Here is an 18,589-nt window from a genome sequence, read left to right on the forward strand (position 1 = left end):
TAACAGGGGCTTTTTATTATTGAGGATTAGTAGATGTATTACGTCTTGCTTTCGTGTTGATTTTTTCTCTAACGAAACTCGTGATACGCCAAATGTAAGCAAGGATAATAGAATACACAATAAAGCATCCAATAAAAGTGTAAAACATGATTGCTTCTGAAATTCCTGCCATCTCACCATAAATACCAAATGCTGCATACAAAGTAGCAATACCACAAATAGCAACTAGCGTTTGTTTCGAGCTTAAACCCATACGTTGGAAAATATGATGTAAATGCTCACGATCCGGTTTGAATGGAGAGTCGCCACGACGCACACGGCGAATCATAATTGCAGCCATATCCATTAGCGGAACAGCAATCAGCCACAATGCAGTTACTGGTCTCATTAAGGGCTTGCTCTCAGCCTGGCTGACCCCCAACAGTAGCCAAATCACTGTAAAACCAATCATCATGCTGCCAGCATCACCCATGAATACCTTTCTTTCACGGCCAAGAATACCAAGGTTCATAAAAATATAAGGCAGCATAGCTACGATGATAACCACACATAAATAAGCCAATCCGTGTTGAGAGTCGACTTGTAGCAAGTAAGCTAATGCACCAAACGTCACAATAGATAACCCACCCAGCAACCCATCAATGCCGTCTACCATATTAAAGGCATTAATTGCCCCTATAACTGCCAGTACAGTGATTACCACACCACTCCAGCCCAAAGATATTTCTCCGAAGCCGAACATATTACCCAAGCTATGTAGCTCAATACCAGCAACGTGAATCATGATCAGAGATAGTGCAGCTTGGATCCCCATACGAATTTTGAAGCTAAGGTCTATCTTGTCATCAATAGCGCCAATAAAGGTAAGAACAACGATAGAGCAAACATAAAGCCAACTGTATTCGATCACTTCAGGTTTGAAAGTTAAGAACTGAACTAACACGATACAAATTGATATTCCCCCAATTAAAGGAACCGCGCCTTCATGCAGCTTTCGTTCATTTGGTTTATCTACTAAGCCTACTGTTCTAGCAGCTTTTCGCATAAGGAAGAGGGTTGCGAATGAGGAGAAAAAGATAAATAAAAGCTCGAGAAACATAAAGTGCGCCAACATCGTATATAGTTATTCGGCGACCATTTTAGCGGAGGACGACGCTATCTCAAGCAGAAATTTGGTAACAATGTGAAAGGGGCAATAGAATTTATCCTACATTACATTGTGCTTTTACCTATCTTAACCGACAAATCAACGGATTACCTTTAAATTGTTTGAGTTTAAGCTGACAAATAACTCTTCTTTTGCCGCCTTCTCGCTATGAATCAAATGGATCTCTTTAGGAGGGGCGCTTATCCCTTCCACAAAACGAATCAGATCAGATTTATCTGCATGCGCAGAATAGCCAGACATCGTATGTACCTGAGCTTGCACATGAATTCTCTGATCATCAATCATCACTTCTTTAGCTCCGCTTTGTATATCCCTACCTAATGTCCTTCTGCTTGATAGCCTGCAAATAACACATCATTACGCTTATCCGGTAACAAGGCTTTGAGGTAATTGACCACACGGCCGCCTTCACACATGCCAGAAGCCGCGACCACAATAGCGGGCTCTGCCGTGCTAGCGAGGCGATTTACCAAGCGCAAATGTTCCGCATGATTACTCAATAGTAATACATTGTTCAAACGCCAGAGGGTGACGATGATTCCCTAAACGCTGCTTTGCTTCTTTTCCCCATAGCTTTTTAAATCGGCGGTAAGTCTTGGTGACTTTTTTCGCCAAAGGAGAATCCAGAATGATAGGAAGCGAGTGATGTAAATCATGTTGATGAATAAGCTGTTCAATATCAAACAGCAACTCCTGCGTTCTGCCTACGCTAAATGCCGGAATCACTATCACACCACCATCTTCAAGCGCATGACGAATAATTGCGAGTAACCTTTGGCTTCGGATCTCGACACTCTCATGCTGTTTGTTACCGTAAGTGGATTCGATAAACAGATAATCCGCACGAGTAGGGGAGACAGGGTCTGGAAGAAGCGGTGTGTTACTTGGCCCCAAGTCACCAGAAAAGACCACCACCTCATTGTTAGGAAGTTTAAACTCCACATAAGCAGAACCAAGAATGTGCCCCGCTGGCTGAAAGCGAAGATAAGCCAACTCTTTAAGCGGAAGCCATGTTTGGTAATCACAAGGTACTAATCGCTTTTTACTGACATTCAGGACTTGTTCCCTTTGTTCTTTTTTTAATCCAAGTTGAAGCTTCAATCCATCTTCTAGCATTAGTGGCACCAGCTCTGCCGTCGCACGAGTGCAGTAAATTTTACCTTTATAGCCTGCAGCTAATAGCCAAGGTAAGCGACCAATATGATCGATATGCGCATGAGTCAGCACCAAAGCTTTTATTCTGCGGACAGAAAACTCAATTTCTAATGAGCGGTGTTTGCCATTCTTCAATGCGTCCCGTCCCTGAAAAAGCCCACAATCGATCAAAATGCTGCTTTTGGGTAACTTGAGCTCGTGACAAGAGCCTGTTACTGAGTGCTTTCCTCCGTGGCGCACAACCGGCATAAGCCTTTTTCCTTTTCGCTATTTACCTAGAGTTTATTCTTTAAAAGATAAGCCATTTTTCGTCGGGTTTAACTTAATTGACAACCTCATCGAAAAGGAGAAGGAAAGTGGCAAAAATAGACGAAATTGGACACACATAAACGAGAGTCATGAATATGGCGATAAGTGATTACTATAGAGTGTGAGGTGGCACGGAACTATGCATTACCATGCGCTTTCGTTGCTTTATGTTTTATGTAACTGCATAAATAATTATTATAATTGCGGTGTTATAAAGTGTTGATTTATAACGACTTGGGTATTCATGGTAAGTTTTTATAAATGTAACGCCAAAATAATGTCAGTAAAAAGTCATTTTTTCGTGAGTTTGCGTCTTTTAGTTGCAACCTGTTTGCTATACAATTCCATGCCTAGAGTACGTCAATATATTAGAGCGGATTGCATTGCCTTTAGGAGCCAGACCTAGGGGCGGTAGCGTACTCAAATTAGAAATCACGCGCACATGATGACGAACATCATCAAGGAATGCCGTAACATATAAATATAATTAAGCACACAGTTGCGCATCTGGCAAGTCGCTTCTTATCAAAAGGAGCGCTTAAACAAACATTTAAGTAAAGCTCCATTACGTCAGAGGGGCAAAATCAAAGCTGATACGCAGTTTTGAGTGATACATTGGCTAGGCATAAGGTTTTCCCTCCTCAATACTTTCCTTAAAAACTAAGCATTAAATGTTACGTCTTTTTAATTAGTGGTTAGTTATCAAAATGTACACTCGAACTCTCTTTATCAATATTTTCAATTGTGACTGTTTTTCTATATGTTTAAATATATATCATTTCAGATATTTGACCGATTATTTACTGTCGTGTTTTTTATCTTGTGTGATTCTTTATTGGCTAGGACAGTCAGTGTAAATGAGTATGGCTATTGGCAATACGCAATGAATGTATCGTTATTGGTATATTCTTTTTGTTTGCTGATATCAAGCGAAATTGTGGTACCTGTCCTAGTTAAAAATAAAAGAATTGTAAACGAGGTATTAACAAGTGTAATTATTATAAGGTTGTTAATATTTGTACTTTGTATGTCTGTTGCATCTATATATGTTGATTTCTTCAATATATCTGGACTTCAACGTGAATTGTTCTTTTCCTTTGTGTTTATTCTTTGTGTAAATGAAATTGCATCCACTTCAACTAACTATAGTTTAGCAATTCTTAATGTTAAATATACTACCATAGCAAATGTTTTAAGTTTGGTTATTAGAGCGGTATTATATTTTATAGCATATAGGAGTGGGGAGGGAATTAATTCATTTATTAATGCGAGGTTCATGGAAGCAATAATTTTCTTAACTTTAATGTTATATATGTTAGTGCTGTTTAATGTAAAGTTCTCATTTTCATCTTATATAACTAAAATTATATTTTTTCGAGGTTTAAAGTTTTGGTTTGGTATATTTTTGACGTATTTGTACACTAGGATTGATCGATTTTTTGTTGAGCATCAACTCAATACTGAAGTGTTGGCTTATTATGCGGTCTCAGTTCAGTTAATAGAGCAGGTTAGAGCTTTTTCATTAATACTCATCAAGTCGATGTTTTCAAAATATATTTTTGTTAAACAGAGTGTCAACAATCTTTATTCCAGAGTGAATAACTTGATTTTTTTTGTTTTGATATTCTCTTTTGTTTCATGTTTTATGGTTTGGATGTTGTCCGGTTTGTTTATTGAAATAATATATTCGAAAAAGTACATTTCATCAGTACAAATGTTAGACACAATGTCTTTGAGTGTTATTTTTATTATGCTGGATATTGTTTTTCTCCAATTCCTCATTAGGCAGCGCATGTCAAAATTTATTTTTATAAAGGCTTTAGTTTTATCCTTGTGTGCGATATATATATATGGTTTTCAGCTAGATTTGCTAGGTGAGGATTACCTAGCTTATTTGTATAATGTTTTTAATTTCCTAGCATTATCCATTTCATTTGTTTTTTATCTTCTTACTAAGAGATACTATGTGGGCCGTAGACTACCTTCAAAAAAGTGACATTTTAATTATATCTATCTTCTGTATATTGTGCTTTATATTGAGTTTTTCTGTTCACTCATTAAAAATTGACAATTATAAGATAGGATTTGTTTTTATTGTTCCTTTAGTATTTATAGTTTCTTATATCGTGGCATTTAGGGATGTATATTCAACCCCTGACACACTACCATATATTAACATGATAGAGGATTTAAGAAATGGCAATGAGGTCTTCGGTTATGAAGTCGGATTTATTTTTTTTGTTAATATTGCAAATATAATGGACTCATCCATTAATTTCATATTCATTACAATACCTACTTTGTTCTTGCTATCTTATTACTTTTTTAGTTTTAAAATATCAAATAGTGTCTTTTTTAGCTGCTTAGTTACGATAGCGTTAATTAATTACCCTTTTTTCTACTCCTTAAATGGTAATGTTATTAGGCAAGCTTTAGCTTTGTCAATATTTATCCTTTCACTTTGTTTTAATGACAGAAAATATTTGTGTTTATTTGGTTTGTTAGTTTCTTCTGTTATTCATAACAGTATTTTTATATTAATTGTATTCTACGTTTTACAATTTGGCTTTAAGAAGAAATATATTATTATTTTTTGGCTTTTGGCAACGTTACTATCATATTTTAATGTTTTATCTTCAATTATATCTCCTTTGTCACAATACTTAGAAGGTTTTAAGGCCGCAATGTATTTAAAAGGAGAGCATGATTATAATATTGGGTTTAGATTTGACTTCTGGATTATGTCCTCTTTGCCTATTTTATTTCTACTAACAATAAAAAATCTTAGGGTTGAAAATAAAAATCTGTTGATATTAACTAAGTTGACAGCGTTAGTAGGTAATTTTCATATATTATCACTAATAATACCTTATTCCGATAGATTTGGAGTTATGGCGTGGATTTTCTATCCTTTGATTTTTATCGCAATATTTAAAGAGTTTTTAATCAACTTTAAGAGAAAAAATAATGGTTACTGTGGGGTTGCCCGTATATAACAACGAGAATGATCTAGTTGATACATTGAGGTCGATATTTGCTCAAACTTATGAAGATTGGGAGATTATTGCCATTGATGATGGTTCTCAAGATAAATCATTGGATATATTGATGAGCATTAACGATCCAAGAGTAAAAGTTTTTCATGATGGACGGAATAGGAAATTAGCGTATCGATTAAATGAAATAAACGAGAGAGCTAAGTCTGATTTTATTCTTCGGATGGATAGTGGTGATATGTGTTCACCTAGAAGAATAGAGCATCAGTTAAATTTTATCAGAAGCTATGGGCTAGATATCGTTTCGACACAAATAGCAGTCGTAGATACTAATAATAACGTATTGAACTTGAGAAAATCTCTCGATCATTCAATAACATTAAAAAATTACTTAAAATTTGGAAGCTCAATAGGACATCCTACAATATTAACCAAGTCATCATGGTCAAAAAATAATAAATACTCGACTCTAAACAAGAGGACTGAAGATTATGAACTCTGGATTCGCTCCATTTCTAACGGTTCACTAAATGATAGTATTCACGCAAGAATAGACGAACCTCTTTATTTCTATCGAGATGATGCTAATGTGAGTGTTAGTCAAATAGAAACTAGTTTTCATGAACGAAATGAAATTATTAGAAACTACGGAAAAGGTATGCTTTCTAATAGCGAAATAAGAAAACTGATTTATAAGAATAATGTTAAGAAATTGGCTTTAAAAGCATTATCTAAAGTGAATGTATATGGGAAGGTAAAGACTAGCTTTTTAAGAAGTAATGAGCATAGTAGTAATGATGTGAATAATGTTAAAAATGAAATTGATACTATTCTTAAAACTAAAGTACCTGGTATAGATTAATAGATAATATGGTCAAGTATTGTATTGTAACAACTGTTGATGCGACAATGTCTGCTTTTATTATAGAGGCTGCAAGGTATCATAAGAAAAAAGGATTTAATATTACGTTGATATGTAATATGTCAGATGATTTCTACTTTAAATATCGCAACGAATTTGATTGTATTAATCTTAACATGACTCGAGGAACTTCAATTTTCGATGTTATTAAAAATACTTATGAGTTATATAAAATTTTCAAGTTTAAAAAATTTGATATAATTCAGTATGCAACACCAAATGCTGCATTTTATTCATCTATTGCAAGTTTTATGGCCTGCGTTCCTAAAAGGTTATATTGTCAATGGGGGATTAGATATGTTGGATTTAGTGGAGTAAGGAGAAATATATTTAAACTTATTGAATATTTAACTTGTTCTCTATCAACGGACATAAGACCAGCTAGTGAAAAGAATAGACAATTTTCGATATGTGAGAAATTATATAAAGAAAATGAAAGTTCTGTTATTGGACAAGGAGGGACAATAGGGGTAGATTTCAAAAAGTTTAATCTTGATATGAAGGCTGATGGTAGAAACTTTGTATTAAATAAGTATTGCTTACGTCCGGATGATTTTATTTTTGGTTACGTAGGAAGTTTGAGAGGAGATAAAGGCACAAACGAACTTATTGAAGCATTTAGAGAGATGTCCAGCACCCATGAAGATATAAAGCTAGTTCTTGTTGGAAGTAAATTTGATGGCGATCCTATAAAAAAAGATTTACTAGATTGGGCTGATTCTTCTGATAAAGTTATTTTTGTTGGAGCGCAAAAGGATACCTCGAAATTCATTTCTAGTTTCAGTGTTCACGTACATCCTTCTTACCGAGAAGGTTTTAGTATGGTTTTACAGGAAGCAATGGCTCTCAAGGTGCCTATTATTACTACGGATATTCCAGGTCCTTCTGAGGTTATAGAGCAAGACAAATCAGGGTTGTTGATCGCTCCTAGAGATGTTTCTGAACTGAAAGAAGCAATGGAGAAGTTATATTCAGATAAAGAAATGAGGCTTGCTTTATCTGAAAGCGGTTATAAACGGTGTGTTGAACATTTTGACAGGGAAATAATGCTTCATTTGACTCATAAAGACCGAATGAATATTATTTTCTCTTAAGGTTATTACCATGCAATTAATGATTCTTACTAATGAGCCTGCATTTGCTTTAGAGGCAGAATTAGCAGGTGTAAATAGAATATTTGTTGACCTAGAGTTTTTAAATAAATCAGAAAGACAAAGGGGATTAAATACTGTACTTTCCAATCATACAATCGAAGATGTTAAAGCCGTACGCGCTGTAATTAATAAATCAGATTTACTTGTTAGAGTCAACCCAATTAACCCTAATTCACAACACGAGATAGATTGTGTGATAGCAAGTGGCGCGGACATTATCATGCTACCTATGGCATTTGATTCCAAAGATGCCCAAGATTTCGTTAATATGGTTGATGGTCGGGCTAGGACAATTGTCATGATTGAAACAGCCCAGGCGATGTCTCGAATAGATGATTTAATAGCTGTAAAAGGAATTGACGAATTTTTTATTGGTTTAAATGATTTAAAAATAAGTTTGGGGCTTAACTTTATGTTCGAAGTCCTCTCTAGTGGGCTTGTAGAATATATGATAGATAAAATTATCATGTCAGGTAGTGTTGTTGGCTTTGGAGGGATAGCTAAATTGGGCGAAGGAGATCTTCCTGCTGAGTTAATTCTATCAGAACATGTTAGATTGAATTCTCATTCGGTTATTTTATCGAGAACATTCAAAAATGATAAGTCTGTGTCAACTTCCACTGAAAAAGTCGATTTGAAACTAGAGGTTTCTAAGATGAAAAAGAAATACAATGATTTGAAAATCATTTCAAAACACGAATTGTTAGTAAATAAAAAAGAGTTAAAAGATATTGTGAGTCGTATTTCTGAAAGGATTCAAAAGAATGCAGAAAAGGTTATTTGATGTAGTAATCTCATTCGTTTCTTTGTTGGTTTTCGCGCCTTTGATTTTTCTCCTTGCATGGAAGGTACGTAAAAATCTTGGTTCTCCGGTTCTATTCCGTCAAACGCGTCCGGGCTTGAATGGAAAACCTTTTGAAATGGTGAAGTTTCGCACCATGAAAGATTCGGTTGATCAACAAGGGAACCCGCTACCGGATTCTGAGCGTATGACTCCCTTTGGCGATAAGCTAAGAAATAGCAGCTTAGATGAACTTCCAGAATTATGGAATGTGTTAAAAGGGGAAATGAGCTTAGTTGGGCCTCGTCCGTTGCTCATGCAATATCTACCGCTTTATAGCAAAGAGCAATCAAGACGTCATGAAGTTCGCCCTGGAGTAACGGGTTGGGCGCAGATTAATGGCCGTAATGCGATCAGTTGGGAAGAGAAATTCGAGTTAGACGTTTGGTACGTCGATAATAAAACGATTTGGCTAGATATAAAGATACTCTTTTTAACCGTTAAAAAAGTATTTATTAAAGAAGGCATCAGTGCGCAAGGTGAAGCGACTATGCCGTACTTTAAAGGAAATAAATAAAATGAATAAAATAATTGGCGTCTATGGAGCTAGTGGCTTTGGTCGAGAAGTTGTTCCTGTTGTAAGGAATATCTATTCAGATGAATACGAAATAGTGTTTATCGATGATGCAGCAAAAGTTAGCGAGTTAAATGGGGTTAAAGTCTGTAGCTATGAGAGCTTTCTAGAAGCAACCCATATAGAAAAAAAAGCCGTTATAGCTATCGCTGACTCAAAAGTGAGAGAAAAAATATCAGTTAAGCTTGAAAATGATGAAGTCGAGCAAGTAAACATAGTGGCATCAAACTCTGTCATTATGGACTCGAACGAAATAGGTGAGGGGGTCATCTTGTGCCCATTTACTACAATTACTTCTAATACAAAGATCGGTAAGTCCTTTCACGCCAACTTATACAGCTACGTTGCGCACGATTGCGTAATTGGAGACTTTGTTACGTTCGCCCCAAGCGTAAAATGTAACGGGAACATTCATATAGAAGATCATGCTTATATTGGTACTGGAGCAGTTATCAAACAAGGAACACCAGTTAAACCAATAGTTATTGGACAAGGTGCTGTTGTTGGTATGGGGGCTGTTGTTACAAAAAGTGTAAAAGCTGGTGACGTGGTGTTTGGTAACCCAGCGAAGTCGATAAAGAGAGGAGCTTAGGATGTTAGTCGGTAACAATATTCCAATTGAAGATATTCAGGTTGGGATGACGGTTTCGTACTCGCAAACTATCACTGATGCAGACATCAAACAGTTTGCCGGACTCTCTGGTGACCATAATCCAGTTCATGTCGATGAAGTTTATGCTTTGGAGTCTAGATATAAAAGAAGGATCGCTCACGGGTTAATTTCAGGAAGCTTTTTTTCTGCTTTGTTTGGTACCAAGCTGCCAGGACCTGGTTGTGTTTATGTCGGGCAGTCCTTTAACTTTAAGCGTCCTGTTTATATTGGGGACACGGTAACTGCCTCTGCAACAGTTAAGTCTATCGACTTGAAAAAGCGCAGAGTTCATTTTGATACGGTTTGCAAAGTCAGAAGCAAAACTGTCATTGATGGCACGGCTGAAATCTACATCCCATAGGGTTTACTATGCTTAATACACCATTTTCTCCATGGCCTTCTTTTACTCAAGAAGAGGCGGATGCAGTGAGCCGTGTGCTACTGTCAAACAAAGTGAACTATTGGACAGGTAACGAGTGTCGCGAGTTCGAAAAAGAGTTTGCTACATGGGCAGGTTGTGAATATGCGATTGCTCTTGGTAACGGCACACTTGCGCTCGACGTGGCATTGAAAGCCTTGGGCGTTGGCGAGGGCGATGAAGTGATTACCACCTCAAGAACGTTCCTTGCTTCTGCTTCATCAATTGTGACTTCCGGTGCTGCACCCGTTTTTGCGGATGTAGACCTAAATAGCCAAGCGATTACGGCGGAATCGATACAAGCGGTACTCACGCCAAAAACAAAAGCGGTGATTGTGGTGCACCTTGCTGGTATGCCAGCGGAGATGGATGCCATTATGGCGCTGTCACAGCAGCACGGTTTTTACGTGATTGAAGACTGTGCTCAAGCACATGGCGCGAAATACAAAGGCCGCAGTGTGGGCACTATTGGTCACATTGGTGCGTGGTCTTTCTGCCAAGATAAGATCATGACGACAGGCGGCGAAGGCGGCATGGTGACGACCAATGATAAGACATTGTGGTCAACTATGTGGTCGTACAAAGATCACGGTAAAAGCTTTGATGCGATTTACAATCGCGAGCATCCACCGGGCTTTCGTTGGCTACACGAATCTTTCGGGACTAACTGGCGCATGACAGAGTTGCAAGCTGTTATTGGTCGTATCCAACTCGCTCGCATGCCAGCATGGACAGCGCAACGCCAAGCGAATGCTGCACAAATTGATGAAGCGGTTGCAGATCTAAGCGTGGTTCGCCGAGTGGAAGTGCCGGAATACAGTGAGCATGCTGCATACAAACACTATTTGTTTGTAGAGCCTGAGAACCTTGCAGAAGGGTGGACACGAGAGCGCATCGTAGAAACCATCATTAAGCGTGGTGTGCCAGCTTATCAAGGCAGTTGCTCAGAAGTGTACCTAGAGAAGGCGTTTGACAATACACCTTGGCGACCAAAGCAGCGATTGAGCAATGCCGTGGCTTTAGGCGAAACAAGCTTGATGTTCCTTGTGCACCCAACCTTAACGGCTGAAGAAGTGTCTAAAACGGCTCAAGTGATCCGAGAAGTGTTTTTAGAAGCTCAGCGCTAAATATTGATTTGAAAATCTAATGAGAGTGCTTTTACTTTCCTCCTAGAACCTAGAACCTAGAACCTAGAACCTAGAACCTAGAACCTAGAACCTAGAACCTAGAACCTAGAACCTAGAACCTAGAACCTAGAACCTAGAACCTAGAACTAACCCCTGCAGCGCCTTCTGTGCGCCGTAATTTTGCGAAGGGACAAGGAGTACAGTTCCTTTGTTGCATTGCGTTGCAAATTCAACGCGGCGTTGCTAATTATTATGCATCCGAGTGTTCTATTAATACTCACTGAGTTGTATAATGTTTGTTCAGCTGCTGTATAAATTCAACAAAAAACATTACCACCAACTCTTATTAATAAATCTGGGGTAATGAGGCTTATTCTTCGTCATGATTGAACATAATTCCAAATTAAACGTCATTTGGTCGTTACCACGCTATAAAAAACGTGTCATTAGTGCGGTAGTAGACTTTTTTATTATTTCCAGTGCGTTTTTAATGGCGTACTGGACCAGAATTGGAGAGTTTACTCACCTACCAGATACGGCAAGCCAGTATGTGCTTTATTGTACTATCGCGATTACGTTAACGATTTTTGCGGCTTTAGGTCTATATCGAGCGGTACTACGTTATTTAGGCTTTCATGTGCTGGCGGTTGTTGGGCTAGGCACCATTCTTTCTGCGATGTGCGCGGCAACGTTTGCTTTTGCCTTCCACGCTGAGTTACCTCGCTCTGTCCCGTTTATTTATGCAGCCTTTCTGGCTATTGGCGTCGGTAGCAGCCGCTTAATCGTCAGAAGTTTAGTTGCCCAATCAGTGCATAAAGTGGGAACACCAGTGCTGATTTATGGTGCCGGTAGTGCAGGCCGTGAATTGGCGTTCGCGCTGCGCCAATCAGAGACACATCGTGTGATTGGTTTTGTTGATGAGGACAAAACACTCTATAACACTACCTTGATGGGACACTTTGTTTACACGGTAGAAAGTGCACCGAAAGCGATCAAAAAATATGACGTGAAACAGATTCTACTGGCGATCCCAAGCGCTTCAAATAAACGTCGTAAAGAAGTGTTGGATAGCATTTCTAAACTGCCTGTTGAGATTCAGACTGTGCCAGATATGCGCGATATCTTAACCGGTAAAGCAAAAATCGATGAACTAAAAGAAGTCCCAATTGGTGATTTGTTAGGTCGAGACGCGGTTCAACCTCAGCAAGTATTGATGGAATCAAACATCAAAGACCAAACCGTTATGGTAACAGGGGCTGGTGGCTCAATTGGCTCAGAGCTTTGTCGACAAATTTTAAATTACTCCCCGAAAGCACTGGTCTTGTTTGAGTTATCTGAATTTGCTCTATATCAGATACATATTGAGCTGAGCCAAATCGTTAAAGACAGAAAACTCAACATTGTGGTTGTCCCTTTGGTTGGGTCGGTACAAAGACAAAACCGCCTCGAAACCACCATGAAGGCGTTTGAAGTCGACACGGTTTACCATGCTGCCGCGTACAAGCACGTCCCGCTTGTTGAATACAATGTCGTAGAAGGTGTGCGTAATAACGTATTTGGTACTTACTATACGGCTTTAGCTGCCATTGATGCAGGGGTGAAAAATTTCGTTTTAATCTCTACTGATAAAGCGGTTCGTCCTACTAACGTGATGGGCACAACCAAGCGAATGGCTGAGTTAGGCTTACAAGCGCTAGCTGAGCAACAAAACCGCATTCGAGAGAACAACCCAAACCTAGGCACCCGCTTTTGTATGGTGAGGTTCGGTAATGTTTTGGGGTCATCAGGTTCGGTTGTACCGGTTTTCAAAAAACAAATTGCTAACCGTGAACCAATCACGGTGACTCACAAAGATATCACTCGATACTTTATGACGATTCCAGAAGCCGCACAGCTTGTGATTCAAGCCGGGGCGATGGGCAGAGGTGGCGACGTCTTTGTTCTTGATATGGGCTCGCCAGTAAAAATCGTCGACCTAGCGAAGAACTTAATCCACCTATCAGGCTTGGAAGTCAAAGATGAAGCCAATCCAGAAGGGGATATTGAGATCAAGTACACAGGCTTAAGACCCGGCGAGAAGCTGTATGAAGAGTTGCTGATTGGTGATGATAATGTTTCTGAAACCGCTCACAGCCGAATCATGACCGCGCAAGAAGACTTCTTGCCAATGAAGGAATACGAAACACTAATTGATAAATTGGATGTGGCTTGTCACAACTTCCAACATGAAGTGATTCGCCGTTTGTTGCTCGAAGCACCGACCGGCTTTAACCCTGTAGACGGCATCGAAGATTTAGTCTGGAAACAAACATCACAAACAGCGGCTTTGTTTAACTTTGAGCCAAAGCAAAGTAATGCAGCTGAAACTTGATGCTTTAGTTGTGTTGATAAATAATAGATAAATTAATCATTTGCTGGTGGCGGCTTGTGAAGGAACGGTTAGATTTCAATCATCATCAGCAACGAAATGACAAAAGTTAAAAGGCACCAAAGCGGTGCCTTTTTGTGTATTCATGACTTTAACAGTGGCAAAACTGATGGCACAGAAAATAATTAAAAAACGGATTGCAGCACTCTCGCTACCGCTCTTTATGAGTGCGCCTATTGCAGCAGAAGGTTTAAAAACGCTCCCTTCTAATCAGAGTTTTACGGGACTGACGTTGACACCCAACGCACAGTCTTTGGAATATGGCGACTTCTCTTTCACGTATGCTCAGGGGTTGCCATATAACACCGAAATCCAAGATTTTGATTCTCTCAAATTTGCCTTTGGTATTTTGGAAGGGTTGGAAGCGCAGGGGCGGATTGTCACTGATGATTATACGTCAAATTGTTTCGATGATTGTGGCGATATTCGAGACCTTTCATTCTCTTTTAAGTATCAGTTACCCAATTTTTTGAGCTTAGATAATGTTGATTTAGCACTCGGTGTCCAAGATTTTGGTGGCTCAGGAAACCGTTTCAGCACCAAATATGCAGTTGCTGATTACACATTTAATGCTGTTCCTGTGCGAATTTCTGCGGGTTATGGTCAATCTGATATCCCGTTAGGCGTTATGGACGGGCCATTTGGTGGTGTTGAATACCAACCATTTGATTTTGTTCAGCTTACTGGGGAATACGATGCTGTCGAGTTTAACTCATCAGTGAAAGTGTTCACGCCTGAAGAACTTTTACCATACGACATGACGGCTTCCTTGAGCTACCAAATTTACTCTGGCCATGAGACGGATGAACAGAATATGTGGAATGCCGCATTGTCTATCCCGCTCATCACCGATTACACCCGTTCTCGTGAGTATGCTCGCAGCAATGTGTCACTAATGGAAAAGCTCTCTCTAGAGCAAAGCAAAGCTGATAATGCGTCAATCTCTGCTTTGGTAAGTGCACTGCGCAACGAAGGTTTTGTCAATATTCAAGTCGGCACCTTAAACCAATCGGTTGTCGTAGCTCTAGAGAACCGCCGCTACAATCACAACCAGATGGATGGTTTGGGTGTGGCGATGGGGATCATTTCGAGTCACTTCGGTACAAGCTCCGCACAAGAAATGGGCTTAAGCTCTGATCGTGTAGAGTTAATGCTATTGGCGAACCAAAAACCAGTCGTGAGTGTGCAAACGGATGCGACTTGTTACCAGAGTTTTGTGAATGGTTCTGCGGCATGTGATGACATTCAATTCAGTACCAAAAATCTATCCGACAAGCTTGAGTTGGTGGAGTGGAAAACAGAGCGCGTAAACAGCGGAGCGTTAGATTCACAATTGGTGTTATCGCCAATGGTACGCCATGGTGTTGCGACTGAGTTTGGTGTTTATGATTACTCGTTTGCGATGTCGAGTAACCTATATACCTTCTTGTGGTCTGGTGCTGCTGTTGATATTCGCCATATCCTACCATTAGCGGAAAGCGATGACTTTGAAGAGGGCGGTTACTTTGAAGATAGCGCCTACGAAAACGAAATTGACCGTGCCATGGTTCATCAATTCTTCCGCTTGCCATATGTCGATGTAGCTAACCAAGTGTCGTTAGGTCTGGTGAAAACCGATTATGTCGGTGCTCGCAGTGAATCTGCTTGGTTCTCTCCATCTGGTGCTCATGCTCTTGGGCTAGAGATGAGTTATTTCCAGCACATGGATGAGAAAGACAAAAATGGTTATGCGAACCCGGATCGCCAAACGTTCTTAACTCGTTATACCTTTAGTATGCCTGAATGGGATTGGCAGTTTAATGCGACTGCGGGTGAGTTTTGGAAAGGGGATGTAGGCGCTAAGTTCACGACTTCACATTGGTTTGAGGACATTGAAGTTTCTGCGAGCTACCAAGTGACGAAGTTTAATGATACCGATGAAGAGCAGTTCGTTACTGTTGCGGTGAAACTACCTCTGACACCTTGGCGTGATATGTCTCCTGGCTTACTTCAGGTTCGTGGGAACGAAGCATACGACTTTAATGTTTCGACGCGAGTTGGTAATGACCAAAACTTCTTAAGTACAGGACAAGGGGATGAACTGGTGATGGATAACAGCATGCTGCGCCGATACTTCAACCGTGGTCGTTACGGTAGTGATTACTTTGAAGAGAACAAAATCCGTATGCGTAATGCTTACTTACGTTACTTAACGACTCAAATTGATTAGTAGCCTACCATTTGATCGAACAGGTCGTAGGTTGAACGAAAGGCAATCTAACTAATACATCCCCCTAAAAACCTGTATCGATGGCATAATAAATAGCGGCTGAGAAGTCGCTATTTCGTACTTTTAGTAACGTCACGGTAAAAAAAAGTCTTAATAGCACCAATTTCTACCGTAGAAAGCGATGTTTTGGTATTCTTACGACAGTTTTATTTATGGGATAAAAGAATGAAAATTGCAGTTGCAGGTACAGGATACGTAGGCCTGTCAAACGCCATGCTTTTGGCTCAGAATCATGAAGTCGTTGCGATAGACATCATCCAAGAGAAAGTTGAGATGCTAAACAATAAGCAATCTCCTATTGTTGATGCTGAGATCGAGAGCTTTCTTGCAACGAAAAAACTCAACTTTGTGGCTACTCTAGACAAAGAGCTCGCCTATAAAGATGCAGAGTATGTTGTAATTGCAACTCCCACAGATTATGACCCTCAAACTAACTACTTCAATACAGCTTCTGTCGAGGCTGTGATCAAAGATGTAGTGGCAGTTAACCCTGACGCAGTTATGGTAATTAAGTCTACCGTGCCAGTAGGTTATACGGCACGCATCAAAGAAGAGCTAGGTAGTGAGAATGTTATTTTTTCTCCTGAGTTTCTGCGTGAAGGTAAAGCACTTTACGATAACCTGTATCCATCACGTATCATTGTCGGTGAGCGTAGTGAACGCGCAGAAATGTTTGCAGGTTTGCTAGTTGAAGGCGCAGTAAAAGAAGATATTCAAGTTCTCTTTACTGATTCAACAGAGGCGGAAGCGGTTAAGCTGTTTTCTAACACTTACCTTGCCATGCGTGTTGCATACTTTAATGAGCTGGATTCTTATGCAGAAGCTCATGGCTTGGATGCCCGTCAGATCATTGAAGGTGTTGGCTTAGATCCTCGTATCGGTAATCATTATAACAACCCATCATTTGGTTACGGTGGCTACTGTCTTCCTAAGGATACTAAGCAATTACTTGCTAACTACCAAGAAGTGCCAAACAACATTATCGGCGCGATTGTCGATGCGAACCGCACTCGTAAAGACTTCGTAGCGGAATCCATCCTCAAGCGTGAACCACAAGTTGTTGGTATCTATCGTCTTATCATGAAAGCGGGTTCTGATAACTTCCGTGCTTCCTCTATCCAAGGCATCATGAAGCGCATCAAAGCGAAAGGTGTTGAAGTTGTGGTTTACGAGCCTGTGTTAAAAGAAGATGACTTCTTTAATTCTCGCGTGATGAAAGACCTAAACGAATTCAAGCAAACGGCAGATGTGATCGTTTCTAACCGTATGGTTGAAGAGTTAGCTGACGTGGTTGATAAGGTTTACACTCGCGACTTGTTTGGTAGCGATTAAGCAATAGAAATTCGTAAATGGGCTCCTTTTAGGGGCCTTTTTTGATCGAGTGCTTGACGAATGTTTTTGATTTTCTGGTTGGAGTTAGGTGCTTGTCGTGAGCAGGTTCCTGATGTCGCCTAGGCTCCTCGGAATGACAAAACTCATTAGATCGTAAGCAAACAAAAAGGGATGCGTGATGCATCCCTTTGTTATTTCTGCTTAGTAAAAAGCGAAATTAAGCTTTAGCTGCTGCCGCTGCTTTAGCAATAGCTACGAAGCTCTTAGCGTCTAGAGAAGCGCCGCCAACTAGAGCACCGTCGATGTCTGGTTGTGAGAAGTAAGCTTCAGCGTTTTCTGGCTTAACAGAACCGCCGTATTGGATGATTACTTGTGCTGCAACTGCTTCGTCTTTCGCTGCGATTAGAGCGCGGATAGAAGCGTGGATGCGTTGTGCATCTTCAGCTGTTGCTGCTTTACCAGTACCGATAGCCCAGATTGGTTCGTAAGCGATGATTGCGCCGTTTAGAGCTTCAACACCGTAAGTGTCGATAACTGCGTTGATTTGACGTGCACATACTGCTTCAGTTTCGCCAGCTTCGTTTTGAGCTTCAGATTCACCGATACAGAAAACAGGAGTTAGACCGTTTTCTTTTAGGAAGTTGAATTTCTTCGCGATGAACTCGTCAGATTCGTTGTGGTATTCACGACGCTCTGAGTGACCGATGATGATGTGAGAAGCACCGAAGTCTTTCAGCATTTCTGGAGACATGTCGCCAGTGAAAGCACCGCTGTTGTTTAGGTCAGTGTTTTGTGCACCTAGGATAACTTTGTTACCGCCTTCAGCGATTACGCGCTCTGCTAGATCGATGTAAAGAGCTGGTGGAGCTACTGCTACGTCTACACCTTCAACGCCTTCAAGCTCAGCGTTAATACCTGTTAGTAGCTCAGTTACCATTGCTTTGCTACCGTTTAGTTTCCAGTTACCCATCACTACAGGACGACGCATAGGAATATCTCCCTTATCTTTAATGTAAATAGTCTATTAATGTAAAAAATCTACGTAGGAATATAACAGAATAATGTGAACAGATCATGATTGGCGTCATGTCTTATTCGGCTTTCTTCATCTGGTCGGTGCTGCATTTGTTCTGTTATTTTTGTCAAAAACAATCGATTGGTGATCGCGTAGACAGAATGATAGTCCATTCCTCGGAAATTGCCGCTTAGATTGGTATTACTACGGGTTAAAAGTTAGCCGTAAT

General features: G+C 39.9%; 14 protein-coding genes and 1 pseudogene. 12 read left to right on the plus strand and 3 right to left on the minus strand.

The annotated features are described in order from the left end of the window. Positions 1 to 16 precede the first annotated feature (16 nt). Entirely contained in the window at positions 17 to 1,099 is a 1,083-nt protein-coding gene (gene wecA / locus KIT90_RS06350) for a UDP-N-acetylglucosamine--undecaprenyl-phosphate N-acetylglucosaminephosphotransferase (RefSeq protein WP_285375895.1), read from the minus strand. 147 nt (positions 1,100 to 1,246) lie between these two features. Next, positions 1,247 to 2,572: pseudogene (locus KIT90_RS06355) on the minus strand (MBL fold metallo-hydrolase). Positions 2,573 to 3,392: 820 nt separating this feature from the next. On the opposite strand from KIT90_RS06355, the gene KIT90_RS27910 reads away from it, so the two are divergent. The 12 genes from KIT90_RS27910 (at position 3,393) to KIT90_RS06410 (ending at position 17,345) form a co-directional block, all read left to right on the plus strand. Continuing rightward, positions 3,393 to 4,628: an oligosaccharide flippase family protein gene (locus tag KIT90_RS27910; RefSeq protein WP_373417666.1), complete on the plus strand. Its 1,236-nt coding sequence runs from the start codon at positions 3,393 to 3,395 to the stop codon at positions 4,626 to 4,628. Continuing rightward, positions 4,597 to 5,628 carry an EpsG family protein gene (locus KIT90_RS06360; RefSeq protein WP_285375896.1) on the plus strand — a complete coding sequence of 344 codons (1,032 nt, stop codon included), beginning with the start codon at positions 4,597 to 4,599 and terminating at the stop codon, positions 5,626 to 5,628. Before KIT90_RS27910 ends, KIT90_RS06360 begins: the two co-directional genes overlap by 32 nt. Then, the gene (locus tag KIT90_RS06365; RefSeq protein ID WP_285375897.1) at positions 5,600 to 6,490 is read left to right on the plus strand and encodes a glycosyltransferase family 2 protein; all 891 of its coding nucleotides are present in this window, start codon (positions 5,600 to 5,602) and stop codon (positions 6,488 to 6,490) included. Before KIT90_RS06360 ends, KIT90_RS06365 begins: the two co-directional genes overlap by 29 nt. Before the next feature lie 47 nt (positions 6,491 to 6,537). Beyond that, the gene (locus KIT90_RS06370) at positions 6,538 to 7,644 is read left to right on the plus strand and encodes a glycosyltransferase family 4 protein (RefSeq protein WP_373417667.1); all 1,107 of its coding nucleotides are present in this window, start codon (positions 6,538 to 6,540) and stop codon (positions 7,642 to 7,644) included. Positions 7,645 to 7,654: 10 nt separating this feature from the next. Continuing rightward, positions 7,655 to 8,488 carry an aldolase/citrate lyase family protein gene (locus tag KIT90_RS06375; RefSeq protein ID WP_285375899.1) on the plus strand — a complete coding sequence of 278 codons (834 nt, stop codon included), beginning with the start codon at positions 7,655 to 7,657 and terminating at the stop codon, positions 8,486 to 8,488. Next, entirely contained in the window at positions 8,469 to 9,062 is a 594-nt protein-coding gene (locus KIT90_RS06380; RefSeq protein ID WP_285375900.1) for a sugar transferase, read from the plus strand. The genes KIT90_RS06375 and KIT90_RS06380 overlap by 20 nt, the downstream gene beginning before the upstream one ends. Position 9,063: 1 nt before the next feature. Next, positions 9,064 to 9,711: an acetyltransferase gene (locus tag KIT90_RS06385; protein ID WP_285375901.1), complete on the plus strand. Its 648-nt coding sequence runs from the start codon at positions 9,064 to 9,066 to the stop codon at positions 9,709 to 9,711. A gap of 1 nt (position 9,712) precedes the next feature. Beyond that, positions 9,713 to 10,132 carry a MaoC family dehydratase gene (locus KIT90_RS06390; protein ID WP_285375902.1) on the plus strand — a complete coding sequence of 140 codons (420 nt, stop codon included), beginning with the start codon at positions 9,713 to 9,715 and terminating at the stop codon, positions 10,130 to 10,132. Between the two features lie 8 nt (positions 10,133 to 10,140). Beyond that, complete coding sequence (locus KIT90_RS06395) at positions 10,141 to 11,316, plus strand: DegT/DnrJ/EryC1/StrS aminotransferase family protein (RefSeq protein WP_285375903.1); 1,176 nt, start codon at positions 10,141 to 10,143, stop codon at positions 11,314 to 11,316. A gap of 382 nt (positions 11,317 to 11,698) precedes the next feature. Next, positions 11,699 to 13,687 carry a nucleoside-diphosphate sugar epimerase/dehydratase gene (locus tag KIT90_RS06400; protein WP_285375905.1) on the plus strand — a complete coding sequence of 663 codons (1,989 nt, stop codon included), beginning with the start codon at positions 11,699 to 11,701 and terminating at the stop codon, positions 13,685 to 13,687. Between the two features lie 166 nt (positions 13,688 to 13,853). After that, positions 13,854 to 15,953, plus strand: a complete 2,100-nt coding sequence (locus KIT90_RS06405; protein ID WP_285375907.1) for a YjbH domain-containing protein — start codon at positions 13,854 to 13,856, stop codon at positions 15,951 to 15,953. Positions 15,954 to 16,178: 225 nt separating this feature from the next. After that, a complete protein-coding gene (locus KIT90_RS06410; protein WP_285375908.1) occupies positions 16,179 to 17,345 on the plus strand; it encodes a nucleotide sugar dehydrogenase in 1,167 nt (388 codons plus the stop codon). Between the two features lie 217 nt (positions 17,346 to 17,562). Here KIT90_RS06410 and tpiA read toward each other — a convergent pair whose 3' ends face one another. Beyond that, a complete protein-coding gene (tpiA, locus tag KIT90_RS06415) occupies positions 17,563 to 18,333 on the minus strand; it encodes a triose-phosphate isomerase (protein ID WP_005428123.1) in 771 nt (256 codons plus the stop codon). Between the last annotated feature and the right edge of the window lie 256 nt (positions 18,334 to 18,589).

Source organism: Vibrio sp. B172a (assembly GCF_030248355.1).
In the GTDB taxonomy this organism is placed as follows: Bacteria; Pseudomonadota; Gammaproteobacteria; order Enterobacterales; family Vibrionaceae; genus Vibrio; species Vibrio owensii.

Excerpts from the sequence above, each read along its gene's own strand:
- KIT90_RS06410 (WP_285375908.1), top strand. The coding sequence starts at position 16,179 with ATGAAAATTGCAGTTGCAGGTACAGGATACGTAGGCCTGTCAAACGCC.
- KIT90_RS06380 (WP_285375900.1), top strand. The coding sequence starts at position 8,469 with ATGCAGAAAAGGTTATTTGATGTAGTAATCTCATTCGTTTCTTTGTTG.
- KIT90_RS06385 (WP_285375901.1), top strand. The coding sequence starts at position 9,064 with ATGAATAAAATAATTGGCGTCTATGGAGCTAGTGGCTTTGGTCGAGAA.
- KIT90_RS06395 (WP_285375903.1), top strand. The coding sequence starts at position 10,141 with ATGCTTAATACACCATTTTCTCCATGGCCTTCTTTTACTCAAGAAGAG.
- KIT90_RS06365 (WP_285375897.1), top strand. The coding sequence starts at position 5,600 with ATGGTTACTGTGGGGTTGCCCGTATATAACAACGAGAATGATCTAGTT.
- KIT90_RS06390 (WP_285375902.1), top strand. The coding sequence starts at position 9,713 with ATGTTAGTCGGTAACAATATTCCAATTGAAGATATTCAGGTTGGGATG.
- KIT90_RS06360 (WP_285375896.1), top strand. The coding sequence starts at position 4,597 with ATGTGGGCCGTAGACTACCTTCAAAAAAGTGACATTTTAATTATATCT.
- wecA (WP_285375895.1), bottom strand. The coding sequence starts at position 1,099 with ATGTTTCTCGAGCTTTTATTTATCTTTTTCTCCTCATTCGCAACCCTC.
- KIT90_RS06400 (WP_285375905.1), top strand. The coding sequence starts at position 11,699 with ATGATTGAACATAATTCCAAATTAAACGTCATTTGGTCGTTACCACGC.
- KIT90_RS06375 (WP_285375899.1), top strand. The coding sequence starts at position 7,655 with ATGCAATTAATGATTCTTACTAATGAGCCTGCATTTGCTTTAGAGGCA.
- KIT90_RS27910 (WP_373417666.1), top strand. The coding sequence starts at position 3,393 with ATGTTTAAATATATATCATTTCAGATATTTGACCGATTATTTACTGTC.
- KIT90_RS06405 (WP_285375907.1), top strand. The coding sequence starts at position 13,854 with ATGGCACAGAAAATAATTAAAAAACGGATTGCAGCACTCTCGCTACCG.
- tpiA (WP_005428123.1), bottom strand. The coding sequence starts at position 18,333 with ATGCGTCGTCCTGTAGTGATGGGTAACTGGAAACTAAACGGTAGCAAA.
- KIT90_RS06370 (WP_373417667.1), top strand. The coding sequence starts at position 6,538 with ATGTCTGCTTTTATTATAGAGGCTGCAAGGTATCATAAGAAAAAAGGA.